This is a genomic window from Paenibacillus rigui (assembly GCF_002234615.1).
GTDB lineage: Bacteria > Bacillota > Bacilli > Paenibacillales > NBRC-103111 > Paenibacillus_S > Paenibacillus_S rigui.
On the sequence record NZ_NMQW01000017.1, the window covers coordinates 41,351 to 61,129 of the forward strand.

The 19,779-nt window shown below is 52.6% G+C and carries 18 protein-coding genes; 1 reads left to right on the plus strand and 17 read right to left on the minus strand.

Annotated elements, in window-relative coordinates; translation table 11 throughout:
* Positions 1 to 13: 13 nt before the first annotated feature.
* The 7 genes from CF651_RS11435 to CF651_RS11470 all read right to left on the minus strand — a co-directional run bounded on the left by CF651_RS11435 (position 14) and on the right by CF651_RS11470 (position 9,742).
* The gene (locus CF651_RS11435) at positions 14 to 1,828 is read right to left on the minus strand and encodes a glycoside hydrolase family 35 protein (RefSeq protein WP_094014992.1); all 1,815 of its coding nucleotides are present in this window, start codon (positions 1,826 to 1,828) and stop codon (positions 14 to 16) included.
* A 794-nt stretch (positions 1,829 to 2,622) separates the two neighbouring features.
* A complete protein-coding gene (locus CF651_RS11445) occupies positions 2,623 to 3,960 on the minus strand; it encodes a right-handed parallel beta-helix repeat-containing protein (protein ID WP_094014994.1) in 1,338 nt (445 codons plus the stop codon).
* Positions 3,961 to 4,173: 213 nt separating this feature from the next.
* The gene (locus CF651_RS11450; RefSeq protein ID WP_094014995.1) at positions 4,174 to 4,461 is read right to left on the minus strand and encodes a stage VI sporulation protein F; all 288 of its coding nucleotides are present in this window, start codon (positions 4,459 to 4,461) and stop codon (positions 4,174 to 4,176) included.
* Positions 4,462 to 4,602: 141 nt separating this feature from the next.
* Positions 4,603 to 6,660 carry an ATP-dependent DNA helicase RecG gene (gene recG / locus CF651_RS11455; RefSeq protein ID WP_094014996.1) on the minus strand — a complete coding sequence of 686 codons (2,058 nt, stop codon included), beginning with the start codon at positions 6,658 to 6,660 and terminating at the stop codon, positions 4,603 to 4,605.
* The gene (locus CF651_RS11460; protein ID WP_094014997.1) at positions 6,660 to 7,511 is read right to left on the minus strand and encodes a DegV family protein; all 852 of its coding nucleotides are present in this window, start codon (positions 7,509 to 7,511) and stop codon (positions 6,660 to 6,662) included. The genes recG and CF651_RS11460 overlap by 1 nt, the downstream gene beginning before the upstream one ends.
* Positions 7,512 to 7,555: 44 nt before the next feature.
* Complete coding sequence (locus tag CF651_RS11465) at positions 7,556 to 9,322, minus strand: DAK2 domain-containing protein (RefSeq protein WP_094014998.1); 1,767 nt, start codon at positions 9,320 to 9,322, stop codon at positions 7,556 to 7,558.
* 57 nt (positions 9,323 to 9,379) lie between these two features.
* Entirely contained in the window at positions 9,380 to 9,742 is a 363-nt protein-coding gene (locus tag CF651_RS11470) for an Asp23/Gls24 family envelope stress response protein (protein WP_094014999.1), read from the minus strand.
* A gap of 237 nt (positions 9,743 to 9,979) precedes the next feature.
* Between CF651_RS11470 and rpmB the strand changes: the two genes are divergently transcribed.
* Positions 9,980 to 10,168 (plus strand): 50S ribosomal protein L28, encoded by a 189-nt coding sequence (gene rpmB, locus CF651_RS11475; RefSeq protein WP_094015000.1) that lies wholly within the window; start codon positions 9,980 to 9,982, stop codon positions 10,166 to 10,168.
* Between the two features lie 277 nt (positions 10,169 to 10,445).
* Here rpmB and spoVM read toward each other — a convergent pair whose 3' ends face one another.
* The 10 genes from spoVM to def all read right to left on the minus strand — a co-directional run bounded on the left by spoVM (position 10,446) and on the right by def (position 19,718).
* Complete coding sequence (gene spoVM, locus CF651_RS33375; protein ID WP_094015001.1) at positions 10,446 to 10,526, minus strand: stage V sporulation protein SpoVM; 81 nt, start codon at positions 10,524 to 10,526, stop codon at positions 10,446 to 10,448.
* 237 nt (positions 10,527 to 10,763) lie between these two features.
* The gene (locus CF651_RS11485; protein ID WP_094015002.1) at positions 10,764 to 11,021 is read right to left on the minus strand and encodes a hypothetical protein; all 258 of its coding nucleotides are present in this window, start codon (positions 11,019 to 11,021) and stop codon (positions 10,764 to 10,766) included.
* A 7-nt stretch (positions 11,022 to 11,028) separates the two neighbouring features.
* A complete protein-coding gene (rpe, locus tag CF651_RS11490; protein ID WP_094015003.1) occupies positions 11,029 to 11,685 on the minus strand; it encodes a ribulose-phosphate 3-epimerase in 657 nt (218 codons plus the stop codon).
* 1 nt (position 11,686) lies between these two features.
* Positions 11,687 to 12,667 carry a ribosome small subunit-dependent GTPase A gene (gene rsgA, locus CF651_RS11495; RefSeq protein ID WP_094015004.1) on the minus strand — a complete coding sequence of 327 codons (981 nt, stop codon included), beginning with the start codon at positions 12,665 to 12,667 and terminating at the stop codon, positions 11,687 to 11,689.
* Positions 12,668 to 12,685: 18 nt separating this feature from the next.
* Entirely contained in the window at positions 12,686 to 14,905 is a 2,220-nt protein-coding gene (pknB, locus tag CF651_RS11500; protein WP_094015005.1) for a Stk1 family PASTA domain-containing Ser/Thr kinase, read from the minus strand.
* A gap of 6 nt (positions 14,906 to 14,911) precedes the next feature.
* Entirely contained in the window at positions 14,912 to 15,691 is a 780-nt protein-coding gene (locus CF651_RS11505; protein ID WP_094015006.1) for a Stp1/IreP family PP2C-type Ser/Thr phosphatase, read from the minus strand.
* 7 nt (positions 15,692 to 15,698) lie between these two features.
* A complete protein-coding gene (gene rlmN, locus CF651_RS11510; RefSeq protein WP_094015007.1) occupies positions 15,699 to 16,781 on the minus strand; it encodes a dual-specificity RNA methyltransferase RlmN in 1,083 nt (360 codons plus the stop codon).
* A gap of 67 nt (positions 16,782 to 16,848) precedes the next feature.
* Positions 16,849 to 18,264 (minus strand): 16S rRNA (cytosine(967)-C(5))-methyltransferase RsmB, encoded by a 1,416-nt coding sequence (gene rsmB / locus CF651_RS11515; protein ID WP_094015008.1) that lies wholly within the window; start codon positions 18,262 to 18,264, stop codon positions 16,849 to 16,851.
* Between the two features lie 30 nt (positions 18,265 to 18,294).
* Positions 18,295 to 19,239 carry a methionyl-tRNA formyltransferase gene (gene fmt / locus CF651_RS11520; protein ID WP_179232777.1) on the minus strand — a complete coding sequence of 315 codons (945 nt, stop codon included), beginning with the start codon at positions 19,237 to 19,239 and terminating at the stop codon, positions 18,295 to 18,297.
* The gene (gene def / locus CF651_RS11525; protein ID WP_094015009.1) at positions 19,236 to 19,718 is read right to left on the minus strand and encodes a peptide deformylase; all 483 of its coding nucleotides are present in this window, start codon (positions 19,716 to 19,718) and stop codon (positions 19,236 to 19,238) included. Before def ends, fmt begins: the two co-directional genes overlap by 4 nt.
* Positions 19,719 to 19,779: the final 61 nt, after the last annotated feature.

Below are 19,779 nucleotides of genomic sequence, written 5' to 3' on the forward strand. Positions count from 1 at the left end.
GCCGCCCTAAGTGCTATTCTTCTGTCGTGAAGCTGAGAACAGACGGGTCCACACTGGCGATTTCGCCAAGATCAGGCGTATCGTCCAGCCGTACGACCGTTTCACGCGGTCCGTGCAGCTCGAACACGATAATACGATTCTGGCCTTGTCTCAGCAGCGGGCCGGGCAGGTATAGAGCTTTTTGCGGCCCTTTCTCCCAATAGCGCCCGAGGTTAAAGTCGTTGATGAACACCAGACCCTTCGTCCAATCGTCCAATCGAATGAACGTATCGGCAGGCTCGTCCACCTCGAAGAAGCCTTCATAGAAGAACGGGCCGGCTTCCGCCACCCCAGCTGCATCGTCCGGAATCGGCTGGAACGACAATCCATCCAACGTATCCAACGGAATCGAGTGAATCGTCCAGCCGTACAAAAACTGATTATCCAGCCGCACGCCTTCGGTAATGCCTTTATGGTCGCGCAGCAGAGGACCATAGTTGATGCGCCCCATATTTTCAACCAGCAAGGTCAGTTCTGCACCTTCAGCCGGGATATCGACCTTCAGCGGCTTAGGGTCCCACCGCTCGACAACGCCGATCGGCACACCATTCATAAATACTTGCGCGCGGTCGCGGACCTCCTGCAGCCATAATTCCTGTCCGCGGCGCGGGCCGTTGACGAAGGTCGTATAGGCAATAAATCCATAGTTTTGCCCTACCCTCTCCATCGGCTCCGGATGGGTCCTTTCCACCCGTGGACCAAGAGCATCCAGTTGATCGAACAGGCGGGAACGACGGGTCAGACGCACTTCCCCGTATCGCTTACGCGGCAGCGGATCGGGGAACGCCTCCTGCGCAGCGCCGGTTTCACCGGTATATTTTTGCAGCACGTGTCGTACGGCCTCCAGCTTCGGAGTGGCATCGCCCCATTCCGATAAGGGAGCATCATAGTCGTAGCTGGTCACGGTAGGCTCGTAGGCTTGGATGTGATTGGCGCCGCTGTAGAAACCAAAATTGGTTCCTCCGTGGAACATATAGAAGTTGACCGATGCGCCTGCCTGTAGCATGTCATCCAGCACTTGAGCTACGTCTGTACCATCGCGGGTATGATGGGGCTCCATCCAATGATCGAACCAGCCGTTCCAAAATTCCATGCACATGAGCGGCTCATCGGGACGGTACTCCCTGAATTTGGCGAACGATTCCTCTACTTTTGAACCAAAATTGACTGTAGCCAGAACGCCGGGCAGCGTGCCGCCCTGCAGCATTTCATCCGTCGGGCCGTCGGACGTAAACAGCAAAACATCGATGCCCCTATCGACCATCCCTTGACGCAAATGTTCGAGATATCGTTTATCGTTGCCATAGCTGCCGTATTCATTTTCAACCTGCATCGCTATAATGGGACCGCCATTCGTACTGAGCAGCGGTCTCAGCTTCGGCAGCAGAACGTCATAGTAAGCATCCACTTTAGACAGAAACAACGGATCCGAACAGCGAAGACGCATATCCGGGTAACCAAGCAGCCAAGCGGGAAGACCTCCGAACTCCCACTCCGCGCAAATATAGGGACTTGGACGGACAATGACCTGCAGTCCCAGCTCACCGGCCAATTGAATAAACTGGACGATATCGGCCATGCCTTCAAAGCAAAAGCTGCCTTCCTTAGGCTCATGAACGTTCCAGGCTGCATAGGTTTCCACAATATTGAAGCCGCAAGCCTTCAGCTTAAGCAGACGGTCCCTCCAATACTCGGGAACGACGCGAAAATAATGAATAGCCCCTGATAAAAGCCGCACCGGCTCTCCATGCCAAATAAATTGATTCCCTTTCACTTCCAGCAGCGACATAAGCGCACCTATCCTTTCAACCGCTTTCCTAGTTCTCCTATAGCCAAGTTACAGGAATGACCGGGAACAGCTTGTACCGTATGTACTCGTACCGTATATATTTGATGCGACATCGTCCGGCCCTACCTTGAGCCTGAACCCATATGTACCCCATTGCATCTAATCTGAACATATGTAATTATAAATCATCATTTTGGTCGTATCAATCATAAATTTGATCGTTACCATCTTTTTATGATGAATGGATATACATCCATCAGGGGCCACCCACAAGGCCCATCAAAGGAGCAAGCTCCCCGACGGACCTTGTCAGTATTCTTTATTAGCCCTGACCCATTCCATAGGTTCCATGACCATGACCATGTCCATGTCCGTGCCCGTGCCCATGTCCATGTCCGTAGTGATGGTAAGGATGGTGGTGATACCCGTAAGGATGATAAACATAAGGATGGTAACTATACGGATGATAGTATGGGGGATACGGGTGCGGGTGATGTGGGTGGTGGTGCATCCACTGTTGATGATGCATTCCATAATGTTGAGGGGATTGTTGGTAAGAGCGTTTATTTTGAGGCATTTGCAATCGTCCCTTTCCACTTTAGATTTGATATGAATACATCCATAACGTATGCCTGATAGGGTGCAATAGATGCTTATCCTAATAATTTAGGCTCCAAATTGGACGTATATCTGCATTCCCTGCTCGGCCTCACAAGGCTAAAAAGATGCGTGCCCCTGGTACGCCAAACACAAAAAACGCCCTCCTGTACAAGGAGGACGCTAGTAAAATGGATTTAGAACCCGGACGTAGCCGTGTCCGTACCGCTGTCTTTTAACCCTTCAGCATTGCCGCTCCCGGCGTTGCCGAATACGGAATTCGACTGGCAGCGAGCCGATCCAAGCTTAATTGCGGCCGTCGAGCATTGAAAAAGGCTGTTGTTCATAACCACATTGCCTTTGGCCAGGGAACCGCTCCCTTCCCCGATCGTATCGATCAGCACGCCGATTTCAGCTCTGCGGACTTCATTGCTTTTGATGCTGTTCCCGTCACCGTTCAGCACCGCTATGCCGCGCACGGCAGCATCGATCGTATTTCCCGTAACCGCATTGCCGTAAGGCTTGTCATCACCGGCATTTTCCTCCGCATCCAATTGAATGCCTCCCGAAGCCGGCTGCGATATGACATTGCCAGTAACCGTATTGAAGCTGCATGCATCCTTCAACCGGATACCGTAAGAGCTGCTTGTTTCGGTTGAGCCCAGCCCAGCGGCAGAAATCATATTCCCTTGTATCAAATGATGCGCACAAGAGGTCAGCTTGGAAGATAATAGAATGGCGCTGTCCTTGCATTGTTCCATCACATTGCTGGCAATGATCGAATAAGTGCTTCCGGCTGTAACATAAATGCAGTTGCGGTATACATTTTTAAAATGATTCCCGATGATCGTATGATTGCTCCCGCCTTCTACCACAATACCATAGCCTTCGTAAAGGCTATCGGAGCCTAATATAAAGGTGAAGGTGCACCCCGTAATAGAGACATGATCTGCACGAGTAAGACATAACGCGTTCGTTATGTACTTGAACACACAACGATGGATTGCAATATGAGAGGCTTCAAATATCGTCACGCCCTTTTCCACAGCGGAAAATAAGGTCCCGTTGGGCACTCCGATTCCTTCAAAGGTAAACCCTTCGATCGAGCAGTGACTGGCGCTCCCTCCGAAAAGCAGCATCTGCAAGTTATCCGCCTCTGCTTTTAGAACGGTCGCCTCCGCCCCATCGCCTAGCAGGTGAACCTTCGATTTCACAAAAATGGTAGATCGAATGACATACTTGCCTGGAGGAAAATAAACCGTGCCTCCGCTAGAAGCCGCCGCATTGATAGCGGACTGGATATAGGCTGTATCGTCATCATCAAGCCTGCCCGTACCCGATGCTCCAAAATCCTTTACATTGTAGAACGGAATGCTGCTTGTAACAGGCTTGGTAGAAGAAGCCGCATAGGCCGTCTCTCCTGTAAATCCTGCGCCTATAGCGAATAAAGCGCCCGCAGCTCCCATCGATGCAAGCAGCTGCCTGCGAGTCATCGGCTTATCCGCTGCATCAGCGTGTGTCTCTCTGGTCTGCACGAGAAGCTCCTCCCTCTCTTGGAAATTCTATGAAAATTATAACTTTCAAAGAGAGAGATGGCAACCCTGTCTCCTTCAGCTCCGAACGCAAGGATACAAAGGCTTCGCCGTCTTTGAAGCTGGCATGCGTTGGGTTAAGATAGACGAAGTAGATGAAACTGACCTCGGAATCTGAAAAAAGCAGACCCGAAGGTCTGCTTTTTTACAGCTTTGTCAACGAAACATGCCCCAGAGCTTAATCAAATGAAACGTGTTATTCGGATCAATTTTTTGTGAGATGACGAAATTCACCATATGTTCTGTCTGTTGATCCGTAGGTCTTTCTCCGAGCACCTTGGAGAGCATCCCGACAAACCTTCTGACTTTCACGCGATCTTGAAGATCCGTCTTCGTCACACCTTGCAAAATCATTTTAATCCGTTCTTTCGTATCCGGATTTTTCATTTTCAGCTTGACGCGTTCCACAAATGCAGGATCGAATCCGTATTTCTGATAGCTCATGTCACGAACACCTCCGATAACGGATATTGGGGATACAGGTATGCTCATCCAATTGGAGTTGCTGCAAACCTCTCACCGTAAGTTTATGACGGAGGGCTCGGACATGTGTCCTATAATCTTGCCATGAACCGCAAATAGGTGTTAATCCAGCAATTCGCTGTCCGTAATGTGCTCCCGCTGTAAAAATTCACGCAGCAGCGTATAGCCGGCGGCAGTCCAGAAATCCGGTCTCCGTACAAGCTCCGCCGCATCGTCCCGCGCCCGTTCCATCACCTCAAAGTCGGTCACCATGTCGGCGATCCGGAAATCCGGCAAGCCGCTCTGCTTCGTTCCGAAAAAGTCTCCCGGACCTCGCAGCTCCAAATCGCGTCTAGCGATTTCGAAGCCGTCGTTCGTATCGGTCATCGCCTTCATCCGCTGCTTGCCGACCTCATTCTTCGGATCGGCTATCAGCACACAGTACGATTGATGCTCCCCCCGGCCTACGCGTCCGCGAAGCTGGTGGAGCTGTGAAAGACCGAAGCGGTGAGCGTCATAAATGATCATGAGCGTCGCGTTCGGCACATCGACTCCGACCTCGATAACGGTCGTCGACACCAGAACCTGAACCCGGTTAGCGCTGAACTCGCGCATCACCTCGTCCTTTTCCGCGGGAGTCATCCGGCCATGCAGCAACCCCACCTTGTAGTCAGGAAAAGCAAACTGCATTTGGGCATGCACATCGATCGCATTCTGCACATCCAGCTTCTCGGATTCCTCAATGAGCGGGCAGATTACATAGGCTTGACGCCCTTCCGCCACCTCGCGCCGAATAAAGCCCAAAACCCGGTCCAGCATATCGTGTGTGACGGCGTACGTCTTGATCGGCTTGCGCCCTTTGGGAAGCTCGTTCAGCGTGGATACATCCATATCGCCGAACGCCGTAATAGCCAACGTCCGTGGAATCGGCGTCGCTGTCATCGTCAGCACATCGGGGTTCAAGCCTTTGCGCCGCAAAACGCTGCGCTGGTTGACGCCGAACCGGTGCTGCTCGTCGGTTACGACAAGACCGAGCTTCCGAAAGAACACATCCTCCTGAATTAACGCATGCGTACCGACGACCACGTCAATCATGCCCATTTGCAGCGCACCCAGTACATCCCTCCGTTGGCGGTCCGTCAAGCTCCCCGTAAGCAGCGCGACTTGGATGCCGTAAGACTCGAATAGCCGCTCCAGAGACCGTTTATGCTGTTCTGCCAATATTTCCGTCGGTACCATCAGCGCTCCTTGGTAACCGGCCTTTACAACCGCGTACAACGCCGAGGCGGCGACAACTGTCTTCCCGGCTCCTACATCCCCTTGAAGCAAGCGGTTCATGCTGAACGGCTGCTGCAAATCATGAAGAATTTCGGCCAGCACGTTTTTTTGCGACTCGGTCAAAGTAAATGGCAGCGCCCGCACGAAAGCCCGCACCAACGGCATGTCCAACGGATGCGCAACGCCGTCCGCACGATCATGATTCAGAGCCCGGTAGGCTTGCATCTTCAGCTGGAACAAGAACAGCTCCTCGAATACCATCCGCTTGCGCGCCCGCTGCCCTTCCTCCATCGAGCCGGGCATATGCAGCAAGGCAACCGCCTGCTTGCGCGGCATGAGATCATATTTCGCCAGCAATTCCTGGGGGAGCACCTCCGGAATAAGGCCGCCGTATTGCGTTAAGGCCTGCTTCAGCGTCTGGCGCATCCACTTTTGGGTCAAAGCCCCGGTAACCGAGTAAACAGGCTGCAGCGTGCCGATCTGGGAAGTCCCTTTCCCCGGAAATTCGGACTCCGATACGGTAAGGTGCAGCCTTTTTTGATCCCATTTTCCGGTCAATACAATGTCTGTCCCCGCCTTCAACTGATCCTTTAAGAAATGCCGATTAAACCAGACTGCGGTGATGAATAACGGATCCGCCATCATTTTACAGGTTAATCTCGACTTGACCCGACCGTACATTTGTACAAGCGGAACCCCGACAACGGTGGCCTGGACGGTAATCTTATCTCCATCCTTCGCTTCCGTCAGGTCGCGCAGCGTGTAATCTTCATAACGAAAAGGATAGTAGTCGAGCAGGTCTCCCACGGATGCGATGCCCAGGGTCAGTAACTCCTCGGGCTTTTTCCCCTTGACCCCGTGTACCTCTTTGACCGGAATTTGATACAAATCGATAGAGGCCATTATGCCGGACTGACGAAGGCAGCGACGGCTCCGGGACCGGCGTGCGTTCCAATGACTGACCCTATAGTTGTATACTGCATACTTTTCACCTCAAAATGCTGCTTCAACAAGCCGCTCAGCTCATCGGCCGCAGACAGCGTGTCCGCATGGGCCACAGTCACATGAATCGGCTTTCCGGCAAAGTCGGCTTGAAGCATCTCCACAATGCGCCCCATCGCCTTTTTATGTCCCCGAACCTTATCGACCGAATACACTTCACCCTGATCAGTGATGGATAATATCGGCTTAATGTTCAACAGCGAACCGACCAATGCGGCCGCTTTGCCGATGCGCCCTCCTTTTTGAAGATACTCCAGCGTGTCCACTAGAAAATAGAGCCGCATCTCCCGGCGCATCGTTTCGACCAATGCAACAATCTCTTCCTTGCTTTTTCCAGCCATGGCCGCTTCAGCCGCAGCCACAGCGAGCATACCGATACCATACGATGCCGATTTGGAATCGATTACGGTCAAATCCGCCTTCCCTTCAAGCATGGTGCTGGACAAAACGGCGGTTTGATAAGTTCCGCTCAATCCCGAGGATAAGTGAATCGACACAATGCCGGCGTCCGAAGACGCGGCGAGCTTTTTATAAATGTCCAGAAATTCAACGGGAGAGGGCTGCGAAGTCGTAGGCAGCGAAGGGAACGAGGCCAGCTTTGCAAAAAACGCCTGTGGACTTAAATCGATCCCGTCACTGTAAGTCTCCGTTCCAAAATGTACCTTTAAAGGCACGATTTCAATGTTTAAGCGTTCCTGCAGCTCCACCGGAATATCGGCTGTACTGTCCGTAACTACTCGAACCTGACCCAATCCATCCACCTCAATCTATAGATAAATGTCTGTCCGAAAGCGGCTTATTCGGCAGATAAAATATAATAATAAAGCGGCTGACCGCCGGCGTGAACTTCGACCTCCAGGTCCGTATACGTCTCTTCGATATATTGCACGAGCGAACGGGTCTGGTCCTCAGAGGCATCCTCACCCGTATACACCGTCACGATTTCCGCGCCATCGGCTACAAGGCTGTCCACCAGCTTTCGCGCGGAGGCCAGCAAGTCCGGATCCGCAGCAACAATTTTACTATTATGAATGCCGATATAATCCCCTTGTTTGATGTTCATATCATCCATCTGCGTATCCCGTACGGCGTAGGTCACTTGACCTGACTGCACCTGCAGCAAAGCTTGCCCCATCAAGTCGGCATTCTCGTCTGCCGCCGCCTGCTCCCGGAAGGCAAGCATGGCTGCTATGCCTTGAGGAATCGACTTCGTCGGAATAACGATCAATTGCTTGCCATCCACAAGATCAACCGCCTGCTGGGCAGCCAAAATAATATTCGAGTTGTTCGGAAGCACGAACACGGTCTTGGCCTGAACAAGAGAAGCTGCCTTGACAATGTCCTCCGTGCTCGGATTCATCGTCTGCCCGCCATGGAGCACCTGATCCACACCGAGACTGTTCAAAATCCGTGAAATTCCCGGCCCTGCGGATACAGCAACAAATCCGTACGGCTTCAACGTCTTCACTGGCTCGGACACCGATACTCCTGCAGAGACGCGACCGGACAGCTCCGCCGCTTCTTCGAGCAAAAGATGCGTGTGCTGTTCTCTCATATTTTCAATTTTGATCCGGCTCAAAGCCCCATAAGTCATCGCATGGTTCATGACACTGCCGGGATATTCAGCATGAATGTGCACCTTGACCAAATCATCGTCCGCTACAACGAGCAGGGAATCCCCGAGCTTGGATAGCTCCTGACGAAATTCGTGCTCGTCGAAAGCCCGGCTCCCAGGTTTGCGGCCGCTCAGTGTCACCATAAACTCGGTGCAGTAGCCGAACTCGATATCCTCTGTCGCAAGCTTAGCCTGTGCCCTTAAAGGCTCTGCCGTGCCATGTCCTTCGGAGGCATGGGCAATGACCGGCTTTCCGGTAAATCCCGGACCCCCGGCGAAACTGCCGTCAGCTGTCGAAACCTCCTCTGCATTGCCCTCTTCCTGCAGCGCCTGAAGGAAGCCTTCGTAAATATACAGCAGCCCTTGACCGCCGGCATCCACGACCCCTACCTGCTTCAGCACCGGCAGCAAATCAGGCGTTCTGGAGAGCGCCTCCTGCCCGTGCTTCCATACTTCTCTCATCAGCTCCGCCAAATCTGCAGTCCGCTTGGCCTGCAAAACGGCATGCTTCGCCGCCTCCTTCGACACGGTAAGAATGGTGCCTTCCACCGGCTTCACGACAGCCTTATAGGCCATATCCACTCCATGCTGCAGTGCCGCGGCAAACTGTACCGAGTCAATTGAAGCGCTGTCCGTGACAGCCTTCGCGAAGCCCCGGAACAATTGGGACAGAATGACCCCTGAATTCCCGCGGGCCCCCATCAGCAAGCCTTTAGCCAACGCTTCCGCGGCCTTACCTATATGCTCGGACGGACGCCGTCTCAGCTCTTCTACACCGGAAGTCAGAGTCAGGTTCATATTGGTCCCGGTATCCCCGTCAGGAACTGGAAACACGTTGAGCGCATTGACATTGTCCACATTTTCTCTAAGCTGCCGGGCTCCTTTTTCCACCATACGGATAAAGTCGTTCCCATTCATATTGTTTAAGCGCTTACTCAAATAAACCATTCCCCTTCCTGCTATGGAGCGGTCCGGACCTTTCCCATGCCGGACCGCCTCTTAGCGTTACTGAGCTACACGAACACCTTGAACAGTAATGTTCACGGCATACACTTGAAGCCCTACAACCTCATTTAACACATACTTTACCTTCGTCTGCACATTGTGGGCCACAACCGATATTTTCGTACCGTAACTAACCACGATATATAAATCAATGGAAAGCGATCCCTGCTCATTTCGATGAACCTCTACACCCCGGCTCAAATTATCCCGACGCAGCAGTTCCGCAATGCCGTCCTTCAATTGATTGCGCGAAGACATGCCAACCAGTCCATAACAATCCAAAGCTGCCGATCCCGCCAACACAGCAATAACCTCATCCGTTATATATACTTTGCCATATTCCGTAGCCAATTCAATAGCCATCATACGCAGCTCCTTTGATATAGATTAGGATGGACTATTTTTCATTCTACTATATCAACCGGAAGAAATAAATAAATTTTGGTTAAAACGGCATAAAAACATCCTTGCGCCGTTGACGGCTTTTGTTCCACTGTGATATGATATTTGAGTGTGTTTTCTAGGAATTGCTCACGGAGAGTTCGCTTTCGAAGACAAGCAATACGAAAGTCGTCGAGGCTTTTAAGGAGGTGTAATACAATGTCCCGCAAATGTTTCATTACTGGTAAAGGACCAAGCACTGGCAACCACGTATCTCACGCGAACAATAAAGCGAAGCGTACTTGGGGTGTTAACGTTCAAAAAGTTCGTATTCTGGTGGACGGTAAACCGAAGCGTGTTTATGTAAGCACGAAAGCTTTGAAATCCGGAAAAGTTACTCGCGTGTAATTTTTAATCCGCTGATAGACAAAAAGCACCTGGCCTCAGGTGCTTTTTTTAGTGCCAATTTATATCGCAGAGGCTCGGTAAGCTAAGCTTCGCAATACATAGACAAAGGTACCCGTCTGAAACCGATGCTTCTTGGAAAGCCGCCTGCTCACGCAAGCATGTAAGACGGCAGGACCGTTTATCCCTCCGCTGCATTGGGCTCTAGTCTGCGAAACGTATCCTTCGTTTTTCGCTTGCTGCGCTTCCCCGACCGCCCTAAGTATACAATCCGGTACGGTCAGTTTTTGCTGAAGGTACTAAGTACCGCCTTGACAAACCCGCCGATAAATCTCGGTAACTTGATCGTGTAAAATTTCATTTCTACCCCTCCTCCAATTTCGTGGGAAAGCCTTCATTTTCCAGTCCGTGCTCCTCATCCCTCAAGCACAAAGTCCATTGATACTCTATTGTATTCGGCATTCTCGAAAACGTGCCTATCCCTTTGGCGACTGACCAAAAAACAAAAAAAGGCTACAAAAGCCGAAACTTTTGTAACCATGTTTATGCGGCGGACAGCCGATTTATGACGCTACGATGCAATAAGTGCGAATCCCAGTTAAGCCTGCGCGGGCAGCTGCCCGGACTTAACGGTCAAATATATGGCATAGAACACAGCCATGATGAAGTACAGCACAATCGTCGTTACTACGAAAGCGATCCGTATGCCGCGGCCCTCGTGCCTTCTGAAAAATTGAATCCCTACATACAAAGCGCCTAGCGAAAATAAATATTTCAGCATATCCTGAATGTTGGAGAACAGACTGAGAAGACCCGCGCACAGCAGGCTGTAGCCTAGAACCGTAAGGAATCTCAAGCGTACGTCACTCCCCGCCCCGAATGTGCCGTATCGCCTGCGCACGATCACTCGTGTTGAACACCGCATTGCCGGCTACGAGCACATTGGCCCCAGCGGCCGTTACTTGGCGTGCGGTGTCGGCATTGATCCCTCCATCCACCTCAATGTGGACATGAGAGAGACCACGCTCGTTCAACATCTCACGCAGCCTCGCGATTTTGGGCAGCATCTCCGGAATAAACTGCTGGCCCCCGAAGCCGGGATTTACAGTCATCAGCAGCACCAGATCCAACGAATCATTGAGCACATGCTCGATTGTATTTAATGGGGTTGCCGGGTTGAGCACAACACCGGCCTTCACCCCTTGTTCTTTTATAAAATGAAGCGTACGGTGCAGATGGCGGCATGCCTCTACGTGAACCGAGATCAAATCTGCCCCCGCCTTGGCAAAGGTCGGGATATAAGCGTCAGGATTCTCAATCATGAGATGAACGTCCAATGGGAGCGCAGTGTGCGGGCGGATCGCCTCAACAACCAGAGGACCGATGGTAATATTAGGCACAAACTGGCCATCCATGACGTCCACATGAATCCAATCCGCTCCCCCGCGCTCCACGTCCGCAATTTCGGCGCCAAGCTTGGAAAAATCCGCGGATAAAATAGACGGTGCAATGTGCAGCATGTCAGTACCTCCGTTTTCTGTCTTTAATTTCCCCTAAGAAATACAAGTAATGTTCATACCGGGAAGGTGCAATCTTCCCTTGCTCTTTCGCCTCAATCACTTTACAGCCAGGCTCTTGCTGGTGAAGGCATCCGCGGAATTTACATTCGGCAGCATATGGACGGAACTCCTTGAATGCATCACTCAAATGCTCCGCCTCCTCAATCTGCAAAAAATCCAGGGAACTGAAGCCCGGCGTATCCGCAACGAGCCCCCCGTTCTGAAGACGAATCAGCTCTACGTGCCGTGTCGTATGCTTGCCCCGGCCAAGCTTCATGCTGATTTGATTCGTCTCAAGCTGAAGTCCCGGCACCATTGCATTCAGCAGGGACGATTTGCCTACGCCGGACTGTCCGGCAAAGACGCTGATATGTCCGGCCAAGCGTTCAATGACGGAATCGATGCCAATGCCGAATTTTGCGCTCGTCACAACCACTTGATAACCGATGGATTCATACAGTTGAACCACATCGTTCATGGTTGACACATTCATCTCGGTTTTAACAGAATCTTGCATTGAAGCCCCTTCAACGGACCCTCCGGCCGGTTCTTGGGCGAATTCTTCCTCCGCATCCACCAGATCCTGCTTGGTCAAGCAAATGATCGTGTCGAGCCCCGCGCTTTCCGTATGCACCAGGAACTTGTCCAGAAGCTGTAAGTTTAAAGCCGGCTCCTGCACTGCAAATACAAGCACCGCCAACTCTACATTCGCAACGGGGGGTCTAACCAGCTCCGAGGTCCGAGGTAAGATTTCATCGACCATCCCCTCCCCGTTTTCCGTTAGTTCGAACATCACCTTGTCCCCTACGAGTGGAGAAATGCCGCGTTTTTTGAATATGCCTCTGGCACGGCATTGAATCGAGACGGAGGACATGGTTTGCTCCTCTTCCGAGAGTACATAGTAATAACCGCTAAGCGCCTTTACGATTAAACCGGCTGGCATTCATTTCTGCCTCCTGTGCTATTTGGGTTTGGTAGTCGTCGTGCTGGCCGGCGTTGCCGTTCCATTTCCCGTTGCCGGGGTACCCCCCTGCGTACCGGAGCCGGTTCCAGCACCCGTTCCGGTACCTGCACCGCCGGTGCCTCCGGTCCCACTCGTTCCGTTGCCTGTACTGCCGGCCGGCGTTGTGGTCGTCGGCGTCGCGCCACCCGCAGGAGGTGTCGTTGCACCGGTCGTGGCTGGAACCGGATTAAACGGCTTGCCATTTTTCTGTGCCTGATAATCCTGATAGGTCACAGTCAACAGATCGGTCAGCGTATTATCGGCTTTGACTTGAATCGTCGCCGTCTTATCCGGTGCAACGACAAGCTTCACCTCTGTTGTCGTCGCCTTGGTTACGTTCGGTATCGTTTTATACTCCACCGGCGTATTATCGTTCGTCGCGTCGCTCAACAAAATTTTGACGGTGGATGCGGCGCCGTCCTTCAACGGCTTAATGGGCACTTGAATCGTCATAGGCCCTGCATCCGACGGAAGACCTGAGCTGATAATCAATCCGATTTCCTCGCCGCGGGAAACCTCATCATTGTACTCATAAGGGAACTGCTTGATGACTTTCCCCTTAGGCTGTTTATAGCTTGGCTCTACGCTGATTCCGTCCTTGGCCAGCTTCAAATTGCTAACCGTAATCCGCGAACGCGCTTCAGCTTCGCTTAGACCGACCAGATCCGGCATTTTGAACGTTTCTCTGCCCTTGCTGACCGTCAGCTTCACACTCACCGTGGAAGGATCAATGTCATCGTTGGCCGCCGGGACTTGTTGGATTACGGTTCCCGCAGCTTCATCGACAAATTGCTGATCTACCGCAATCCGATCCCCTGCGATCCCCATGTTCATCAGCTTCGATTTGGCATCAGCTAACTGCGCACCTGTCAGGCTAAGCATTTTTTGCAGCTCCACACCCTTGCTCACATAGAGCGTCACCTTACTATTCGGCTTCAGCTTCATATCCATCGGAGACTGACGAATGACAGTATCCTTCGGAACGTCCTTGGACGTTTCCTGCACGACATCATAGTCCAGCTTGGCATCTCTCAACATCTTTTGGGCTTCCGTTAAAGGCTTGTTAACCACTGTCGGCACATCGACATCCTGAATCTTGCTAAATGTTTTCAAATACGGGATGGCGTACCACATCGCGCCAAGGATGACGAGCAGGACAACAATCCATACGACCGGCTTCACCCATCGTTTTTTCTTTTTTCCGGCCACAGCCGTATCTCCGCGCTTCTCGGTCTCATCGTCTTCCTCGTCGCTGACGGGAGGCATATATTGCCCCGGACGAATCGCTGGAATAACCCGGGTCTTCTCTTCATCCAGCTCGTCCTCGTCGAGGAAGTTAAGCTTGGCCTCATTGCGGCGATGCGGCTGCAAGCAGCTGTCGAGATCCTCGAGCATCTGCTTCGCAGAGCGGTATCGTTCCGCAGGATTTTTCCGCATCGCCTTCAAAATAATGTTCTCCACGCTCTGCGGGATGAGCGGATTCACCTTGCGCGGGTCCTCCACTTCCTCCTGCAAATGCTTCAAGGCTACGCTGATCGGACTTTCTCCCAGAAAAGGTAGGCGTCCAGTCAGCATTTGATACATGACGATACCGAGCGAATATAAATCCGATTGCTCGCCTGTAAAGGTCCCTTTGGCATGCTCGGGAGAAAAGTAATGCACGGAGCCGACAACCGAGCCGGTTTGCGTGATTGTAGAGGAGGTCACAGCCCGGGCAATACCAAAATCGGTTACTTTCACCCTGCCGTTCTTGCCGATCAAAATGTTATGAGGCTTGATATCACGATGAATGATTTGATTGTGATGCGCATGATCAAGCGCGTCGCAGATTTGGCTGGCTACATGAACGGCCTCTTCCACCTGCAGCGGCGCTTTTTCTTTGATCAGCTCATTTAATGTCGTACCCTCGATGTATTCCATCACAATGTAGTGAACGTCTTCTTCCTGGCCAACATCGTAGATGCTGACTACGTTCGAATGGGATAATGACGCCGCGGCTTGCGCTTCTCTTCGAAAACGCTGAATGAACTCCTCGTCGTGCACGTACTGCTGACGCAGCACTTTGACAGCCACATGGCGATGCAATAAAATATCAAGTCCCTTATACACGATAGCCATGCCGCCGCCGCCAATGCGCTCGAGAATTTCATAACGGCCTCCCAACTGCTTACCTATCATCCATCATCACCTCTTTTCACCGTCAAAATGATCTTCAGCACGATCCGGTTCGGTAATGTTGCTGACCAGCACCACGGTAATATTATCATCGCCACCTGCAGACATGGCGGCTTCGACAAGGAGGCGGGTCCGGTCTTCGAGCGTTCCCGCCCCATTCACAAGCGCCAGCATCTGATCATTGCTGACCAAGCCGCTAAGACCGTCACTACAGAGAAGCAGTACCTCTCCGCAGGTCCAAACCCAGTCCGCAGTATCGACCTCAATCGTCGCCTCCGTACCTAACGCCCGGGTCAGAACATTGCGGCGGGGGTGATGGCCCGCCTCTTCCCGGGTTATCTGACCGGTTTTGACCAGCTCGTTGACGAGCGAATGATCCTCGGTCAGCTGCTCCATGCCGTCAGCATTTACTTTGTAGGCACGGCTGTCGCCGATATGCCCGATCACAACCGACTGTTCATCGGCAAGCACGGTAACAACCGTCGTTCCCATCCCATGATAGTTTTCTCGCTCCGAGGCAAACTGAAATATCGTTTCATTCGCCGACTCAATGGCAGCTTGAATACAGCTTTTACGCTCCTCTACGGATGCCCCGAAAGGGATCGTTTGCAAGGCGTCGCGAATAAGGTCCACAGCCATCTGACTCGCAACATCCCCTGCCTGATGGCCCCCCATCCCGTCGGCTACAATAGCCAGAACAAAGCCGTTCAAGCTTTCTTGGACAAGCATCCGATCCTCATTAACCGTCCGAACACGGCCGACATCCGTTAGACTTGCTGTTTTCAACATGTTCTCCTCACCTCGCACCCGACTCCATATGCTTCGCCCGCAATTGTCCGCAAGCTGCAGCAATATCGCTCCCCTGCTCCCTGCGAATCGTCGCATTCACTTTATTCCGCTCCAAAATCCGCTGGAATGTAAAAATATCGTCCCTCGGCGTACGCACATAATCCCGTTCGGAAACAAAGTTCACGGGAATCAGGTTGACGTGAGCCATCGGGAATGTTTTCAAAACTTGAGCCAATTCCTCCGCATGCTCGGGACGGTCGTTCACGCCTCCCATAAGAGCATATTCAAACGTGATTCGCCGCCCGGTCTTCGCAACATAATACTGACAGGCTTCAATCAGCTCAGCAAAAGGATATCTGCGGTTCACCGGCATCAGCTTGGAACGAAGTGTATCATTCGGCGCATGGATCGAAATCGCCAGATTGATCTGCGTGTTCTCCTCGGCAAAACGATAAATGTTCGGCACGATTCCACTGGTGGACACAGTAATATGACGCTGCCCGATATTCAGTCCCTTCGGATGAATCATCACCTTCAGAAACTTCATCATCGCATCGTAGTTCTCGAACGGCTCTCCAATCCCCATGATGACGATACTGCTAACGCGCTCATTGGTAGGATCCAGCTGCTGCTGCGCTTTGACGACCTGGGCGATAATTTCCCCTGGCGTCAGGTTACGCTTCAGCCCTGTCAGTGTCGAAGCGCAAAACGTACAGCCGATGCGGCAGCCGACCTGCGTCGTCACGCACACGCTGTTGCCGTAGCTATGCTTCATGATGACCGTCTCGATCGCATTTTTGTCCGCCAGCTCGAACAGAAACTTAACGGTTCCGTCCTTGGATTCATACTTCGCCACCTCGGACAAAGTAACGAAATCGAATTGCTCGACGAGCTTTTCGCGGAGCGATTTCGGCAGGTTCGTCATCTCTTCGAAGCTTGAAACTCTTTTCACATACAGCCAGTCAAAAATTTGGCCCGCGCGAAAGCCCGCTTCGCCGCTCTCTTTAATCCATTCCTGCCAGTCCTCGAGCGTCAAATCGTATGCGTACGGTTTTGCAGCTGCCAATACTTTCGGTTCTTTCAGTTCCATTTATTTATCACAACCCGTTGTCATGTAATTGTAAAGATTTCAACCTATTTTATCATAAATCGCATCATTACGCTCGTTTGCGCAGCTTGGCGATAAAGAATCCATCCGATTGATGCTCATAGGGATAAATTTGCAGCGGCTCCGGCTGGGACGGATCCATCTCAAACTCGGGATGCTCCTGCAAAAAGGTTTCGATCATACCGCTATTTTCCCCGCGCTCAATCGTACATGTACTGTAGACCAACACCCCGCCGGGACGAAGAAGCTTGTGAACCTGATTCAACAGCTCCCGTTGGATGACGCAAATATCGTCCAGCTCCTGTTCCGTCTTGCTCCATTTCATATCGGGCTTGCGCCGGATGACGCCAAGCCCCGAACACGGTGCATCCAGCAAAATCCGGTCAAAGGTGCCCTCAGGGAGCCTTTCCGGCAGCTTACGGGCATCGGATACAAGCGTACGCACGGAGCTCAGGCCCAATCGTTCGGCCTGCTCGGCAATCAGCTTCTCCTTGTGCTCATGAATATCGCAGGCCCACACTTCTCCGCGGTCGCCCATCTTCTCAGCCATGTGCATCGACTTTCCACCCGGAGCGGCGCAGCAGTCCAGCACCTTATCCCCCGGCTGGGGATCGACCGCTTCCGCGACCAGCATAGAGCTCTCGTCCTGAATGGAAAACAGGCCCTCAGCGTACCATGGGGTCAGCGCCATGTTGCCTCCACCGCGGACAATAACGCCAGCCGGCGCCAGATCGGACGGCTCCGCCTGCAGCCCTGCATCGACCAAGCGGGTAATCAGCTCCTCACGGCTCAGCTTGAGCGTATTCACCCTAAGGCTAACCCTGGGCGGCACATTATTGGCTTCACAAATGCGCTCCGTCCGTTCCTCGCCAAGCTGCTTCATCCACCGGCGTACCAGCCAATCCGGGTGAGAGTGCGCGAGCGCGATACGTTCCACTGGCGGAAGATGCTCCGGAAGCTTCAACGTATCCTTTTGACGGATGACATTGCGCAGCACCCCGTTGACCATGCCCGAAATGCCCTGATGCCCTTTCTTCTTGGCGAGGTTAACCGCCTCATTGACAACGGCATGCTCCGGAATGCGATCCAAATACATCATTTGATACAAGCTGAGCCGCAGCAGGCTGCGAACCCACGGCTGCAGCTTGGCAACACCTTTGGCCACGAAGCGCTCCAGAAAATAGTCCAGCGTATTCATCCGCTGAATCGTTCCATAGACGATTTCCGTCGTTAATCCGGCGTCCTGCTTGTCGAGACCGTATTTTTGCAATGTTTGGTGCAGCAGCAGGTTGCTGTAGGAGCGATCCTGCTCCGTGCGGACCAGAACCTCCAAAGCCGCTTCCCTCGCGCTCCCCTTCTTCTGGGCAGGGCCCGTTGATGGGGCCGGTCTGCGGCTGCCGGCTTTGCTAGGCTTCCCCGCGCCGCTTCCGCCTTGACCCTTTGTTTTCTCAAAGCTTTTATTCAATGAAGTATGCCTCCTAATTTCGTGCCGCGATCAGCGTCCGAGCACCGTTCCTGCTTCTAATTGACCTCCGCGGACGAATTGCGCGGCATCCATCGCTTTTTTCCCGGCAGGCTGCAGTTCCGTAACCGTAAGAATACCGGCCCCCGTTGCAATCCGGATCCCCTTGTCCGACACTTGGACGACAGTACCGGGCTCCATGCCGGATACGCTGCTTTCAGCCTTGTCCGGCTTGCCGGCGCCCCAAATTTTGAGAACGTCGCCGTTCCATAACGTATAAGCACCCGGACGCGGATTCAGTCCCCTGATTTGATTCCATATCGCCAATGCCGGCGAGCTCCAATCTATGAGCTCCTGCTCCCGGGTGATATTAGGGGAATACACCGCATCCTCTTCGACCTGGGGCACCGCCTGAATCCTGCCCGCAATCAAATCAGGCAGCGTATCCAGCAGCAATTGGGCACCGGCAAGACTAAGCTTGTCGAACATGGTACCGGTTGTGTCTTCATCCGTAATCGGCACCTCAACCCGGCTGATCATATCCCCGGTATCCAAGCCCTCAGCCATGTACATAATTGTGACGCCTGTTACGGCATCGCCGTTCATGACGGCATGATGTATCGGCGCGCCTCCGCGATACTTTGGGAGCAGCGAAGCATGGATATTGATACAACCGTGCTGCGGCAGCTCCAGCACCGCCTTGGACAAAATTTGCCCGTAGGCCGCTGTCACGATCAAGTCCGGCTGCAGCGCCTTCAGGGCTTCAACTGACTCGGGCCGGCGCAGCCTCTCGGGCTGCAGCACGGGAATGCCGTGCTTCTCGGCCTCCACCTTCACAGGCGTAGGCGTCAAAATACGCTTGCGCCCAACCGGACGATCCGGTTGGGTCACAACGCCGACAACGTTTCTGCCGCTATCCAGCAGCGCTTGTAAAGAAGGCACGGCGAAGTCCGGCGTGCCCATAAAAACGATTCTCATACTTCACCGCCCTGCGGCTCACTGCGGTACATTTTTTCCGCCAAGTCTGTGTACAGCACGCCGTTCAAATGATCGACTTCATGCAAAATGCAGCGTGCAAGCAAATCCGTGCCTTCCACGACGATTTCTTTGCCGTCACGGTCCAATCCTTTCACTTTCACTCGCTGCGCCCGCTTTACATCGCCTGTCATGTTCGGAATGCTTAAGCAGCCCTCAGGGCCGAATTGCTCGCCCTCCGTTTCGAAGACTTCCGGGTTGATCAGCTCGATCAAACCGCCATGCTCATCTCCGCAGTCCATCACAATAACCCGCTTCAAAATACCAATTTGCGGAGCCGCCAAGCCAACCCCCTCCGCATCGTACATCGTGTCTACCATATCATTGAGCAGCTTGATAATGTTGGGTGTAATTTTCGTGACCGGCTTGCACACCTCACGCAGTACCGGATCCGGATCTTTCACAATCATTTTAATAGCCATAAATAAGCACACCTTTCCTTCAAAGGACACGTTCCTCGGTATCCCTGTTTTATTAATAATA

Bases quoted from the DNA above. Each gene is read 5' to 3' on its own strand.
- def (WP_094015009.1), bottom strand. From the start codon at position 19,718: ATGGCTATTAAAATGATTGTGAAAGATCCGGATCCGGTACTGCGTGAG.
- rpmB (WP_094015000.1), top strand. From the start codon at position 9,980: ATGTCCCGCAAATGTTTCATTACTGGTAAAGGACCAAGCACTGGCAAC.
- pknB (WP_094015005.1), bottom strand. From the start codon at position 14,905: ATGATAGGTAAGCAGTTGGGAGGCCGTTATGAAATTCTCGAGCGCATT.
- CF651_RS11470 (WP_094014999.1), bottom strand. From the start codon at position 9,742: ATGGCTATTGAATTGGCTACGGAATATGGCAAAGTATATATAACGGAT.
- fmt (WP_179232777.1), bottom strand. From the start codon at position 19,239: ATGAGAATCGTTTTTATGGGCACGCCGGACTTCGCCGTGCCTTCTTTA.
- rlmN (WP_094015007.1), bottom strand. From the start codon at position 16,781: ATGGAACTGAAAGAACCGAAAGTATTGGCAGCTGCAAAACCGTACGCA.
- rpe (WP_094015003.1), bottom strand. From the start codon at position 11,685: ATGCTGCACATTGCACCGTCTATTTTATCCGCGGATTTTTCCAAGCTT.
- CF651_RS11505 (WP_094015006.1), bottom strand. From the start codon at position 15,691: ATGTTGAAAACAGCAAGTCTAACGGATGTCGGCCGTGTTCGGACGGTT.
- CF651_RS11450 (WP_094014995.1), bottom strand. From the start codon at position 4,461: ATGAGCTATCAGAAATACGGATTCGATCCTGCATTTGTGGAACGCGTC.
- CF651_RS11465 (WP_094014998.1), bottom strand. From the start codon at position 9,322: ATGGTTTATTTGAGTAAGCGCTTAAACAATATGAATGGGAACGACTTT.
- CF651_RS11435 (WP_094014992.1), bottom strand. From the start codon at position 1,828: ATGTCGCTGCTGGAAGTGAAAGGGAATCAATTTATTTGGCATGGAGAG.
- rsgA (WP_094015004.1), bottom strand. From the start codon at position 12,667: ATGCCAGCCGGTTTAATCGTAAAGGCGCTTAGCGGTTATTACTATGTA.
- spoVM (WP_094015001.1), bottom strand. From the start codon at position 10,526: ATGAAATTTTACACGATCAAGTTACCGAGATTTATCGGCGGGTTTGTC.
- recG (WP_094014996.1), bottom strand. From the start codon at position 6,660: ATGGCCTCTATCGATTTGTATCAAATTCCGGTCAAAGAGGTACACGGG.